The following is a 13,048-nucleotide window of genomic DNA, read 5'->3' as shown; positions in this document are numbered from 1 at the left end:
CGGTCTTGGCGCCTCAACACGTCGAGTTATCCGCTGGTCTTGGGGAAACCGACTGGTGTAGACACGCCGCAACGGCTGCCCCGTTAGCTTAACGGGGCATCGCGAGCCAGCACATTCACTTAAGATGAGGGCACCATGAAAGATTGGAGCGCATCGGCCACCGCTCTTTACGATGGCGCAAGTCAGAAGATGTTCATTGACGGGGCTTGGTGCGAAGCCCGTTCCGGAGAGGTCATCGAGGCGCGCAACCCCGCGGACGGAAGCCTTCTGGCAACGGTCCCCAAGGGTGACGCCGCCGATATCGACATCGCGGTCAAGGCCGCGCGCGCGGCGTTCGAGGGCCCCTGGTCGAAATGGACTCCGTTCGAGCGCCAAGCCCTGCTGCTGCGCATAGCGGATCGGCTCGAGGCCGAGTGGGAAAACCTTTGCCTGTCGGACACGCTCGACATGGGCATGCCGATACAGCGCACGCTCGCCAACAGCCGCCGCGTGCTGGGGATGTTGCGCTTCTATGCCGGCCAGGCCGTGGCGATCCATGGCGCGACCATCCCGAACTCGTTCCCCGGCGAGATCTATTCCCAGACCGTGCGCGAGCCCATCGGCGTCGTCGGGGCCATAATCCCTTGGAATGCGCCGATTGCCGGCTCAATCTGGAAAATTGCCCCGGCCATCGCGACCGGCTGCACCGTGGTTCTGAAACCGTCGGAAGAGGCGTCTCTGACCGTCCTGATGATCGCCCGGATCATGCAGGAGGCCGGTCTGCCCGATGGGGTCCTGAACATCGTGACGGGCCTCGGGTCCGAGGCCGGCGCGGCACTGGCCGAACACGACGGCGTCGACAAGATCGTCTTCACCGGCTCGACCGCGACCGGACAGGCCATCGCCCGCGCCGCCACCGGCAATCTCAAGCGCGTGTCGCTGGAACTGGGTGGCAAGTCGCCCGTCATCGTTTGCCGTGACGCCGATATCGAAAAGGCGGTGCCGGTCGCAGCGATGGCCGTCTTCGCCAATTCCGGTCAAATCTGCATCGCGGGATCGCGCCTGTTCGTGGCCCGGGAAATCCACGACGAGTTCGTGCGCCGCGTGGCCGATTATGCCGCCGGGCTACGGATCGGTCACGGCATTCGAGAAGACACCGATATCGGCCCGATCATCTCGGCCGGGCAAGCCCAACGCATCGCGGGCTACCTCGACGCAGGCCCCCGCGAAGGGGCCGAGGTCATCACCGGCGGCGCAAGGGCCGAAGGCGCAGACCTTGCAGGCGGGCACTTTTTCCAACCGACGGTGCTGGGCGGTGTGACCGACACGATGAGTGTCGCACGCGAGGAAATATTCGGCCCCGTCATCTCGGCCCTGCCTTTCGACGACCTGGACGAGGTCGTGGCCCGCGCCAACGCCACGCCCTACGGCCTTGCGGCTGGCGTCTTCTCGACCCATCTGGGCACCGCGCACAAGCTGGCCAATAGGCTGAAGGCCGGCTCCGTCTGGGTCAACATGTACCACGCCATCGACCCCGCCGTGCCCTTCGGCGGCGTCAAGATGTCGGGATACGGGCGCGAGGGGGGAACCGAGCATATGGAAGAATATCTCGACACCAAGGCAATTTGGATCAACGCGAACTAGGATCCACGACCCGCCACGCAATCAACGAAGACGATCGGAGGCACAACGCAATGCAAGTCGGCATCATCGGCGTCGGGCTCATGGGCCACGGCATCGCCCGCAACATCCTGTCGCGCGGCCGTTGCGCGCTGCATTTTCTCGATCACCCCGGCAACCAGCCCACTGACCACCTGTTGGCACAGGGCGGCAGGGCGTGCGCCACCATCGCAGAGATCGCAGAAGCGTCCGATGTGGTCATCCTCTGCGTCACCGGCTCGCCCCAGGTCGAGGCGATCATCGGCGCGCCGGACGGCCTTGCCGCGTCGCTGCGCCCGGGGACGATCGTGGTGGATTGCTCGACCGCGCTGCCCGACTCGACCCTGCGTATGGCCGAACTGGTTCGGGCCTCCGGCGGCGACTATCTGGACGCGCCGATGACCCGCACGGCGCAACATGCCCATGAGGGCACGCTGAACCTGCTGGTCGGCGGTGCGGCCGAGAGCCTCGATGCCCTGCGCCCCGTCCTGGCCTCTTTCACGGAGAATGTCGATCACGTCGGCCCGCTTGGGCACGGACATCGGCTCAAGCTTCTGCATAACTACGTGTCGGTCGGTTTCATGACATTGCTCGCCGAGGCGGCGGCCCAGGCCGCCGATACCGGCATAGACCCTCAGGTCTTCGTTGATGTGCTGGCGGGTGGCGGTGGCGCAAGTGCGGCCCTCGACCGGCTGGCGCCCTTCATCGTCTCGCAGGATCGCGATGCCCTGCCCTTTTACGTGTCCAACGCCCTGAAGGATATCGATTATTACCGCAGCATGTCCCAGGCGGCGGGTGCGCAGACGTCTGTTGCCGACGGCGTCTCAGCCGCCCTTGCCGCGACGGTCGCCGCCGGCCCCGACGACGCCTATGTGCCGGAACTGGTCCACCTGTTCAGACAGCGGAAAGACGGGTGATGCCCAGGCACCGGGACGCTCCGGCTCGGGGTTGTCAGCCCAAAAATACCTGTGTAGCAAAAACCAAACGTTAAACGGGAGGAAAACCATGACGTTCATTACCCGCGGGCTGGTCTCGACCGGCATCTTCCTTGCGATGGGCCTTCCGGCCCTTGCGCAGACCGAAGTCAAGATCGGCTACGCCCTCGCCCCCGACAGCCATTACGGCGTCGCGGCGCAGAAGTTCGAAGAGGTCGTCAAGGCCGAGACCGGCGACGCGTTCGAGTTCAAGCATTTCCCCTCGTCCGGCCTGGGCGGCGAGCGCGAAGTGATCGAAGGGCTGCAACTGGGTACCATCGAAGCCACCATCGTGTCCTCCGGCACGCTGGCCAACTTCGTGCCCGACACGGGCGTTTTCGATATCCCCTTCCTGTTCCGGGATCTGGACCACGCCCGCGCGGTGCTGGATGGTGAGATCGGCCAGGAAATCCTGGGCAAGTTCGACGCTGTCGGCCTGCACGGGCTGGCCTGGGGGGAACAGGGCTTCCGCCACATCACCAACAACCGCAACGCCATCGAGACACCGGCCGATGTCGAAAGCCTGAAGATCCGCACAATGGAAAACCCCGTGCACCTTGCGGCATTCAACGCCATGGGGGCAGCCCCCACGCCGATGGCCTGGCCCGAGGTGATCTCGTCGCTGCAACAGGGCGTGATCGACGGTCAGGAAAACCCTCTGTCCGTGATCGTCTCGGTCAAGTTGGACGAAGTTCAGGAATACCTGACGCTGTCGGGCCACGTCTATTCGCCCGCCATGTTGCTTGTTTCCAAACCCTTCTGGGATGGCCTTGACGACACGCAGAAAGCTGCCTTCGAGAAGGCCGCGGCGGAGGCCGTGACCGCCATGCGCGGCTATGTCGACGATGTCGAGACCACGGGCGTCGAAACCCTGAAAGAGCGCGGCATGAAGGTGAACGAGCTGTCGGCCGAACAGAAGGCCGCCTTCCAGGAGTCCATCGCGTCGGCCTACGAAGGCTATTACGAGACCTACGGCAAGGACCTTGTCGACTCGATCGTCAACTTCGAGTGATACGATCGCACCGGCGCCCACCCGGCGCCGGTGCCCGGACCGGGGGCGCCGCGTGAAACGGCTCGAACATATCTTCGTCGTGTTGAACGGCTGGGCGCTGATAGGAATGCTGTCTGCGATGGCGCTGATCGTGGGGGCGAATATCTTTCTGCGCTATTTCACCGCGCATTCCCTGCCTTGGGCCGACGAGGCCGCGCGTTACCTGATGATCTGGCTGACATTCACGGGTGCGGGCCTGATCCTGCGCATCGGCGGCCACGTGGCCATCACCAACCTGCAAGACAGCCTGCCGGCAACCGGACAAAAGCTGCTTCGGGCCTTGATCGTTCTGATCCTTCTGACGTTCTTCGCCTACATGGTCTACGTCGGCTGGCAATACGCGCAGCGGATGCAGTTCCAAGTCACGCCGGCCCTGCGCCTGCCGTTTCTTTATGTCTATGCGGCGATGCCCGTGGGGTTTGCGTTGCTGATCGTGCACCTGTTGCTGATCGCCCGTCCCTTCATCGGCGCCGGAGACTACAAGAGCCTCGATGCACGCGGCGTGGACGACGACACCGTCACCGGCGGCGCCAATGGCTGAGATCCTCTTTCCGGCCCTTTTCCTGTTGCTGATCCTCGGCCTGCCGGTCGCCTTCGCGATGGCGATCTCAGTCTTTGCGGCGATCATGCTCGCCTCCAGCTATCAGCCGCTGGTCGTCGTCAAGGAAATGTTCTCGGGTCTCGACAGCTTTCCGCTTCTGGCCGTGCCGTTCTTCATCCTTGCGTCCGAGATCATGACAGGCGGTGCCGTGACCCTCGCCATCCTGCGTTTGGCCCAGTCACTCGTCGGACACCTGCGCGGCGGGTTGGGGCACGCCAACGTCGTCAGTTCCGCCATGTTCGCGGGGATTTCGGGAAGCGCGCTCGCCGATGCCGCCGGACCGGGCACGATGATGATCCGCATGATGGAAAAGGGCGGGTACGACCGGCCCTACGCCAGTGCGCTGACCATCGCCAGCGCCGTCGTCGGCCCGATCATTCCGCCCTCGATCACCATGATCATCTACGCGATGCAGGACCAGAACGTCTCGGTCGGCTCACTCTTCATGGCCGGGATTCTGCCGGGTCTCGTGATCACCCTGATGGTCCTTCTGGCCAATGCCCATGTCAGCAAGCGGCGCAACTATGCCTCGGGCGAACCGATGCCCTCAATCGCGGAAATCGCGCGCATCGCGCTTTTCGCCCTGCCCGCCCTGATCCTGATTGCCCTGATCGTTGGCGGTATCCGCTTTGGTATCTTCACCCCGACAGAGGCGTCGGTCATCGCCGTTTTCTACGCCCTCTTCGTCGGCTTGTTCGTCTATCGCTCGCTGCGCCTGCGTGACCTGCCCGGCATCGTGCTGCGTGCGGCCCTGACCTCGGGCGCGGTGCTGCTGATCCTCGGCGCCGCGCGCGCCTTTGCCTGGGTGCTGATCATCGAGTCGATTCCGCAGTTCCTGGCCGAAACGATCATCTCGTGGGATCTGGCACCCATCGTTTTCCTGCTCGCCGTCAACCTGCTGCTGTTGGTCTTCGGCCTTTTCATGGATCCGTTGCCGGGCGTGATGATCTTGGTGCCGATCCTCGCCCCGATCAGCTTTGCGCTGGGCATCGACCCCAATCACTTTGCAATCATCGTGATCGTGAACCTCACGCTCGGGCTGACGACGCCACCTGTCGGCAGTCTGATCTTCGTCGTGTCCTCGACGGTCGGCCTGCGGCCCTCGACCCTGATCCGGGAGATGCCACCCTTCTTCGTGGCTCTCGCGACGGCCCTTGTCCTCATCACGTTCATTCCGATCCTGTCGACCTGGCTTCCGGCCATCAGCGGCTTCTGACGCAGCGTCAGGCACCTCCGCTGTGGCCCGCACCGCTGCGCGCAGGAACTTCCGCTTGGGTGAGGCGTTGGCCCCTAAAGGAGTTCCCGCATGTCCAGCTTCCGCGCGCGCGCGATCACCAAACCCATCTTCAAGTGGGCCAAGGGCGTTCTGCCCGGCTTGTCAAAGACTGAAAGCGAGGCGCTGAACGCCGGCGAAGTGTGGTGGGAGGCGGAACTTTTCTCGGGAAACCCCGACTGGTCGAAGCTGCGGAACGTCAAATCGCCGAAGCTGTCCGAGGAAGAACAGGCGTTTTTCGACGGTCCCGTGCAGGACCTGTGCGCGATGATCGACGACTGGAAGATCAACCACGAAACCGGCGACCTTGCCCCCGAGGTCTGGCAGTTCATGCGCGAAAACAAGTTTTTCGGCATGATCATCCCGAAAAAGCATGGCGGACTCGAATTTTCCGCCTTCGCCCACTCCGAAATCGTCCGCTATATCTCGACCCGTTCGGTCGCCGCCGCCGTGACCGTCATGGTACCGAACTCGCTTGGCCCGGGCGAGTTGTTGCATCAGTTCGGCACCGACGAACAAAAGGATTACTGGCTGCCGCGCCTCGCCGACGGGCGCGAACTGCCCGCCTTCGGTCTCACCAGCGCCGAGGCCGGATCCGACGCGGGCGCGATGATCGACGACGGTGTCGTCTGCAAGGGCCAATGGAAAGGCGAAGAGGTGCTGGGCATCCGCCTCAACTGGGCCAAGCGCTACATCACCCTGTCGCCGGTCTGCACCGTTCTTGGGCTGGCGTTCAAGCTGCGCGACCCCGATGGCCTTTTGGGCGACAACCCCGATATCGGCATCACCTGTGCGCTCGTCCCCACAGACCTCGAGGGTGTCGAAACCGGCCGTCGCCACATCCCGTCGTCCACGATGTTCATGAACGGACCGACCACCGGCAAGGATGTCTTCATCCCGCTCGACAACATCATCGGCGGTCAGGATTATGCCGGCGAAGGCTGGATGATGCTGATGAGCGCACTGGCTGCCGGGCGCGGTATCTCGCTGCCCTCCATGGGCTGCGCCGCCATAGCCCTGTCTGCGCACACAACCGGCGCCTATGCCCGCATCCGCCAGCAATTCAACCTGCCAATCGGCAAGTTCGGCGGCGTGCAGGCCCGTCTGGGCCGGCTTGCGGCAGACGCCTATGCGATGGATGCCGCGCGGCATCTGACCTGTGCCGGGCTTGACGAGGGCCGCGCGTTGTCGGTGATCTCGGCGATCATGAAGGCCCACGCGACCTTCCGCATGCGCGAGGCGCTGAACGATGCGATGGACGTCCATTCCGGCAAGGCGGTGATCGACGGTCCGTCGAATTACCTGCTGCCGCTCTACCGTGCCGTGCCGATCGGCATCACGGTCGAAGGCGCCAACATCGTCACGCGCAGCCTGATCATCTTTGGCCAGGGATCGATCCGGGCGCATCCGCACATGCTCGACAACATGATGGCGCTCGAGGAAGACGACCCCGACAAGGCGCTGGAGATGTTCGATAAATCCCTTTGGGCGCATGTCGGCCACAGCACGCGCACGCTCTTCCGCAGCTGGGGCCGTGCCCTGACCGGCGGTCGGTTCGCGCCGGCCCCGGCCGCTGGCGACGCCACGGACATCTACAGGCAACTGTCGCGCTGGTCTGCCGCCTATGCGCTGACCGCCGACATGTTGTTTCTGTCGCTGGGCGGCGCACTCAAGCGCAAGGAAATGATCTCGGGCCGCATGGGCGATATCCTGTCCGAGATGTACATCCTCTCGGCCGCCCTCAAACGCTGGGAGGACGAAGGCCGCCAGAAAGCCGATCTGCCCGTGCTGCGCTATGTCGCCGCCGATGCCTTTCACAACATCCAGACAACACTGGACGAGGTCATCGCCAACCTGCCGGCCCGGTGGGCCGCTGCCCTTCTGCGGTTCTTCACCCTGCCCGGCATGGCACAGCGCAAACCTGACGACAGGCTGGTCGCGCAATGCAGCGACCTGCTCTACGATCCGTCCGAGGCACGCGACCGCATCGTCGGCCGCATTGCTGATGGCTGCAATCGCGACGGCGTGCAGGTTCTCAATGAATGCTACGCCAAGGTCACGGAAATGGCGCCCGTCATGAAACGCCTGCGCGATGCGAAAAAGACACCCGAGGAGGCGTTGGAAGCCGGAATTCTCAGCGATGCCGAAATGGCGGACATCAAGGAGATGACCCGGCTGGTGGACGAGGTGGTGGCCGTCGATGATTACGCCGCCGAAGATTTCGCCTCGCTCTTTCCCGCACCGCACTCAAGCGACAACAGCCACCGCGAGGCCGCGGAATGACAAAGACTGACGGAAGAAATCGCGTCTTTCTGGTCGACGGTGCACGCACGCCTTTCCTCAAGGCCCAGGCCGGCCCCGGGCCGTTCACCCCGGTCGATCTCGCCGTTCAATGCGGCCGGCCCTTGCTGGCCCGGCAGCCGTTTGACCGCGCGGCGCTGGACCTCGTGATACTGGGTTGCGTCAACGTGATCGCGGACGAGATGAACCCGGCCCGCGTTGCCGGCCTGCGGCTTGGCCTGCCTGAAACGACCGTTGCCTTTACGATGCAGATCAACTGCGGCTCCGGGATGCAGAGCATCGACACCGCCTATCGCTACATACGTGAGGGCAGTCACCAGATGATCCTCGCCGGCGGCGCCGAGGCTCTCAGCCATGCGCCCCTGACCTTGCGCCAGTCTGCCGTGGAATGGTTCGGACGGATGAGCACCGCCAAGGGCCCGCTGGACCAGGCCAAAAACCTGGCCGGACTGAAACCAGAGTTCTTCAAGCCCGTCGTCGGGCTGGAGCGCGGCCTGACCGACCCGATCACGACGCTCAGCATGGGCCAGACCGCCGAGGTTCTGGCGCATCACTTCAATATCGACCGTGAAACCGCCGACGCCTACGCAATGCAAAGCCATCACCGCCTCGCCGCCGCTCACAAGGAAGGCCGGCTGGACGGCGAACTGATGCCTGCCTTCGCGCGCGACGGCACTGTGTACGACCACGACAACGGTGTCCGGCCCGACAGCGACATGGAAGGGTTGGCCAAGCCCAAACCCGTCTTCGAGCCACCTTACGGGAAAGTGACGGCAGGCAATTCCAGCCAGATCACCGACGGCGCAAGCTGGTGCATCCTCGCGTCCGAAAAAGCGGTAGACGCCCACGGTCTGGAACCGCTGGCCGAAGTCACCGACAGCGAATGGGCCGGGCTCGATCCGTCGATCATGGGGCTGGGGCCGGTCATGTCCTCCACGCCCATCGTAAAGCGTCACGGGTTCGGCATCGAGGATATCGACCTTTGGGAATTGAACGAGGCCTTCGCGGCGCAGGTCCTATCCTGCCTTGCCGCTTGGAATGACGAAGACTTCTGCCGCGACGTTCTGGGCCTCGACGGCGCGTTCGGCCGCATCGACCGCGACCAACTCAATGTCGATGGCGGGGCGATTTCGTTGGGCCACCCGGTCGGCACAAGTGGCAACCGCATCGTCCTTCACCTTGCCAACGCGATGAAAACCCGCGGTGCGAAACGCGGCATCGCAACGGAATGCATCGGCGGCGGCCTTGGCGGCGCGATGCTGCTGGAGGCTGTGCAATGACCGGACCTGTCCTGAAATTCTTGGGCGACACAAAGCTGGAACTGGGCCCGGTCGGAGAGACTCAAGGCAACTGGCGCTCGGCGCGGGACGGCGACAACGTGCTTTGGCTCGTCCTCGACAAGACCGACAGCAGCGTCAACACGATCTCCGAAGACGTGATCCGCGAACTGGACGACCACATCGCCGCCGCCGAGGCCGACAAGCCCGCCGCGCTCGTGATCCGCTCGGCAAAACCGGCAGGCTTCGCCGCCGGTGCCGATATCTCGGGCTTCGAATCCATGACCGACCAGGGCGCCGCCGCCCTGCTGAAACAGGCGCATGACGTCCTGGACCGGATCGAGGCGCTACCCTGCCCCACGATCTGCGTGGTCCACGGCGCGGCGCTGGGGGCCGGTTTTGAACTGGCGCTGGCCTGCGATTATCGCATCGCCACGCCCGGTGCCTCCTTCGGCTTCCCCGAGGTTCAGCTTGGCCTGCACCCCGGTCTCGGCGGCACGTTCCGTCTGCCCGCGCTGATCGACCCGACGGACGCCATGACCATGATGCTGACCGGCAAAACCGCGCATACCAAGCGCGCCAAGTCGCAAGGCATCGCCGACGCCATCGTCGAGGAGCGCCACGTCGCCGCCGCCGTAAGCGCGGCAAGGAATGGCAAGATCGAGCGTCAAACGCCCGGTCTCAAGTCCCGCGCCTTTTCCTTCGACCAGGCCCGCAGTCTTGCCGCTCGCCAGATGCGCAGCAAGACCGAGGAGAAGGCCCCGAAGGAACACTATCCCGCACCGCACGCCCTGATCGACCTCTGGGAAAAACACGGCGATGACCGCGATGCGATGCAGCAGGCCGAGATCGACAGTTTCGCAAAACTGCTCGACACCGAGGCATCGAAGAACCTGCGGCGGGTTTTCTTCCTTCAGCAATCGCTGAAAGACGCCGGACGCGGCGAGGACGGCATCGCCCATGTCCACGTTATCGGCGCAGGCGCAATGGGGGCCGAGATCGCCGCGATTGCCGCCATCAAGGGCAAGACCGTGACCTTGGGCGATATCGAAACAGATCCGCTGGGCAAGGCGGTCAGGACGGCGGCAAAAATCTGCGAGGCCAAACACCTCAGCAGCACGGAGACCCGCGACGCGCTGGACCGCCTCATGCCCGACCCGCACGGATACGGGCTCGCCCACGCCGACCTCGTGATCGAAGCCGCCAGCGAAGAACAGGAGGTTAAGGAGAAGATCTTCAAAGGACTGAAAGGCGCTTTGAAGAAGGACGCGATCCTTGCCACCAACACGTCCAGCCTGTCGGTCGACGATCTTGCCGGCGCCGCACCTGCCAAGTCTCGCTTCGCCGGGCTGCACTACTTCAACCCGGTATCGAAAATCGATCTCGTGGAGGTGGTGAAGGGAAGCGCGACAAACGAAAAAACTGCCAACCGCCTCGCCGCGTTCTGCGGTGCCACAGGCAAACTGCCCGCCTTGGTCAGCGACTACCCCGGCTTTGTCGTCAATCGCGCACTCGTTCCCTACATGCTCGAGGCGATGGTCCTGATGGATGAGGGAGTCTCGAAAGAAGTGATCGACACCGCCGCCATCCGCTTCGGCATGCCCATGGGCCCGGTCGCCCTGGCCGATCAGGTTGGGCTCGACATCGGTCTTCACGTGGCCGAAAGCCTTCAAGCCAGCCTGGATGCCTCCATGCCACCGATCAGTGACGATCTGCGCGCCCGTGTCGACAAGGGTGATCTCGGCAAGAAAACCGGCCAGGGTTTCTACGACTGGTCCGACGGCACGCCCCATCCCGACGCGGACATGAACGACGCGCCCGAAGATCTGACCGACCGCCTTATCCTTCCCATGCTGAACGCCTGCGCCGAGGTTCTGCGCAAACGCGTGGCGAAGGATGCCGATCAGGTTGATGCCGCGCTGATCTTCGCCACCGGCTGGGCCCCGTTCCGCGGTGGTCCGATGCACTACGCCAAAACCCGCGGCATCTCGGAGATCAAGCAACGCCTCGCAGAACTGGAAGCCACGCACGGCCCGCGCTTCACCCCCGATCCCGGCTGGTCCAACCTTGGCTGACACGCCAGAGGTCTATACCGACGCCGACACGATGGCGCGGGCAATCTACCAGGCCAACGGTGGCGAGATACGCCTTGCCCTGCCGCTTGGACTGGGCAAGCCGATCACGATCGTCAACGCGCTGGTGCGGGCGGCGGTGGAAGATCCGGCGCTTTCCCTGAAGATATTCACGGCGCTGAGCCTGCAACGCCCCGACCCATCCTCGGAGCTGGAGAAACGGTTTCTCGACCCCGCGATGGACCGCCTCTTCGGCACCGCGCCCTCCTTGACCTATGTCGATCTCATCAAGCGCGGCGACCTGCCCGACAACATCGAGGTATCCGAGTTCTTCTTTCAGGCCGCAAGCTGGCTCGGCAACGACTATGCCCAACGGCAGTATATCTCGGCCAACTACACCCATGCCCGCGACGTCCTGATTTCGCAAAAGCCGAACGTGCTTGCCCAGCTGATGCCGCGCGACGGCGCGCGTTTCAGCATGTCCAGTAACACCGACATTTCCGCCGATCTCTTCGCGCGGCGCAGCGCCGGCGAGATGGATTTTCTGGCCGTGGCCGAACTGAACGATGCCCTGCCCTACATGGACGGACCCGCCGAGATAGAGGCGCGCGATGTCGCCATGGTGCTGGAGCCACCGCAGCAGGTCGATCTTTTCTCCGTCCCGCGTCGTCCCGTGGCCGATGCGCAGCACGCCATCGCGCTGCATGTCTCGCGGCTCGTGCCCGATGGCGGCACGCTGCAGATCGGCATCGGCGCGATCGGCGACGCCGTGGCAAACGCGCTGATCGCCCGCGACCGCGCCGCTCTGCACGATCTTTGGCGCACCGCGCCTTTTCCGCTGCAAGGGGCTGAGGAAGGTCCCTTCCGCACCGGGCTTTATGCCGTGACAGAAATGCTCGTGGGCGGTCTCGTGGCGCTGTTCGAGGCCGACATATTGCGCCGCGAAGCACATGACGGCGCCGTGGTCCACGCCGGTTTCTTCGTGGACGCGCGCGACATGTACCAGCGCCTCCGCGCCTTGCCGCCCGACCGCCGCGCCAGGATCCGAATGATGCCGGTCAGTTTCACCAATGCGCTCTACGGCGACGAGCCCACCAAGCGGGACGACCGCCGCGACGCCCGCTTCGTCAACGGTGCCATGCAGGTCAGTCTGCTTGGCGACGCGATGTCGGATTCCGCGAAACCGGGCCAGGTGGTCAGCGGGGTCGGCGGCCAGTTCAACTTCTTCGAACAGGCCTTCGCGCTGGACGACGCCCATGCGGTCCTGACCCTGCCCGCCACGCGACAAAGCGGCGGCGACCTTGGTTCGAACATCGTCTGGCAACTGCCCGTCACCACCGTGCCCCGCCACATGCGCGATGTCGTGGTCACCGAATACGGCGCGGCCTTCCTGCGCGGTCTGCCGGACGAAGAGGTCATCAAGCGCCTGATCTGCATCGCCGACAGCCGCTTTCAGCAGGAGCTTGCCGGGTCAGCCAAAAAGGCCGGAAAACTCGATCCCGACTGGACGGTTCCGCCCGCGCACGCTGCCAATACACCGGCAACCATCGCGACATGGCTTGCCCCCTACCGCGAGGGCCTTCTGCCGGACTATCCGCTCGGCACCGATTTCACCGATATCGAGCAGCTGTTGGTCAAGGCCCTTGCGGACCTGAGCGAGGCACAGTCCGACAAACGGGCACTCCTGTCGCTGATATGGGCGGGTCTCACCGCCACTCCGCACGCGCAGGAAGGCCCGGCGATGGAGCGTATGGGATACGACGCAACCCCAAGTCTCGCCGAGCCATTGCAGGCCCGCGCCCTGCGCGGCGCCTTGCGGCGCCTGGCCTGACCCGCAGATTGTAGACATTGCCGACGGTCG

9 protein-coding genes are annotated in these 13,048 nt (G+C 64.3%); all 9 read left to right on the top strand.

Annotated features, from left to right (window positions below):
* Window positions 1–135 precede the first annotated feature (135 nt).
* Window positions 136–1,623 (top strand): aldehyde dehydrogenase, encoded by a 1,488-nt coding sequence (locus FIU85_RS14400; RefSeq protein ID WP_152497395.1) that lies wholly within the window; start codon window positions 136–138, stop codon window positions 1,621–1,623.
* Window positions 1,624–1,673: 50 nt separating this feature from the next.
* A complete protein-coding gene (locus tag FIU85_RS14395) occupies window positions 1,674–2,555 on the top strand; it encodes an NAD(P)-dependent oxidoreductase (protein ID WP_152497394.1) in 882 nt (293 codons plus the stop codon).
* An 88-nt stretch (window positions 2,556–2,643) separates the two neighbouring features.
* The gene (locus FIU85_RS14390; protein WP_152497393.1) at window positions 2,644–3,624 is read left to right on the top strand and encodes a TRAP transporter substrate-binding protein; all 981 of its coding nucleotides are present in this window, start codon (window positions 2,644–2,646) and stop codon (window positions 3,622–3,624) included.
* Between the two features lie 52 nt (window positions 3,625–3,676).
* Window positions 3,677–4,204, top strand: a complete 528-nt coding sequence (locus tag FIU85_RS14385) for a TRAP transporter small permease (protein WP_057790373.1) — start codon at window positions 3,677–3,679, stop codon at window positions 4,202–4,204.
* Window positions 4,197–5,480 (top strand): TRAP transporter large permease, encoded by a 1,284-nt coding sequence (locus FIU85_RS14380; protein ID WP_152497392.1) that lies wholly within the window; start codon window positions 4,197–4,199, stop codon window positions 5,478–5,480. Before FIU85_RS14385 ends, FIU85_RS14380 begins: the two co-directional genes overlap by 8 nt.
* A gap of 90 nt (window positions 5,481–5,570) precedes the next feature.
* Window positions 5,571–7,820: an acyl-CoA dehydrogenase gene (locus FIU85_RS14375; protein WP_152497391.1), complete on the top strand. Its 2,250-nt coding sequence runs from the start codon at window positions 5,571–5,573 to the stop codon at window positions 7,818–7,820.
* The gene (locus FIU85_RS14370; protein WP_152497390.1) at window positions 7,817–9,118 is read left to right on the top strand and encodes an acetyl-CoA C-acetyltransferase; all 1,302 of its coding nucleotides are present in this window, start codon (window positions 7,817–7,819) and stop codon (window positions 9,116–9,118) included. Before FIU85_RS14375 ends, FIU85_RS14370 begins: the two co-directional genes overlap by 4 nt.
* The gene (locus FIU85_RS14365) at window positions 9,115–11,190 is read left to right on the top strand and encodes a 3-hydroxyacyl-CoA dehydrogenase NAD-binding domain-containing protein (protein ID WP_152497389.1); all 2,076 of its coding nucleotides are present in this window, start codon (window positions 9,115–9,117) and stop codon (window positions 11,188–11,190) included. Before FIU85_RS14370 ends, FIU85_RS14365 begins: the two co-directional genes overlap by 4 nt.
* Complete coding sequence (locus tag FIU85_RS14360; protein ID WP_254702909.1) at window positions 11,183–13,018, top strand: acetyl-CoA hydrolase/transferase C-terminal domain-containing protein; 1,836 nt, start codon at window positions 11,183–11,185, stop codon at window positions 13,016–13,018. Before FIU85_RS14365 ends, FIU85_RS14360 begins: the two co-directional genes overlap by 8 nt.
* The last annotated feature ends 30 nt before the right edge of the window (window positions 13,019–13,048 follow it).

The sequence above is a fragment of the Roseovarius sp. THAF8 genome (assembly GCF_009363735.1).
Classification (GTDB): Bacteria; Pseudomonadota; Alphaproteobacteria; order Rhodobacterales; family Rhodobacteraceae; genus Roseovarius.
The sequence above is the reverse complement of the archived record's forward strand: the minus strand, read 5'-3'. Positions and strand labels throughout refer to the sequence as shown.

Excerpts from the sequence above, each read along its gene's own strand:
- FIU85_RS14400 (WP_152497395.1), top strand. The coding sequence starts at position 136 with ATGAAAGATTGGAGCGCATCGGCCACCGCTCTTTACGATGGCGCAAGT.
- FIU85_RS14395 (WP_152497394.1), top strand. The coding sequence starts at position 1,674 with ATGCAAGTCGGCATCATCGGCGTCGGGCTCATGGGCCACGGCATCGCC.
- FIU85_RS14390 (WP_152497393.1), top strand. The coding sequence starts at position 2,644 with ATGACGTTCATTACCCGCGGGCTGGTCTCGACCGGCATCTTCCTTGCG.
- FIU85_RS14375 (WP_152497391.1), top strand. The coding sequence starts at position 5,571 with ATGTCCAGCTTCCGCGCGCGCGCGATCACCAAACCCATCTTCAAGTGG.
- FIU85_RS14370 (WP_152497390.1), top strand. The coding sequence starts at position 7,817 with ATGACAAAGACTGACGGAAGAAATCGCGTCTTTCTGGTCGACGGTGCA.
- FIU85_RS14380 (WP_152497392.1), top strand. The coding sequence starts at position 4,197 with ATGGCTGAGATCCTCTTTCCGGCCCTTTTCCTGTTGCTGATCCTCGGC.
- FIU85_RS14365 (WP_152497389.1), top strand. The coding sequence starts at position 9,115 with ATGACCGGACCTGTCCTGAAATTCTTGGGCGACACAAAGCTGGAACTG.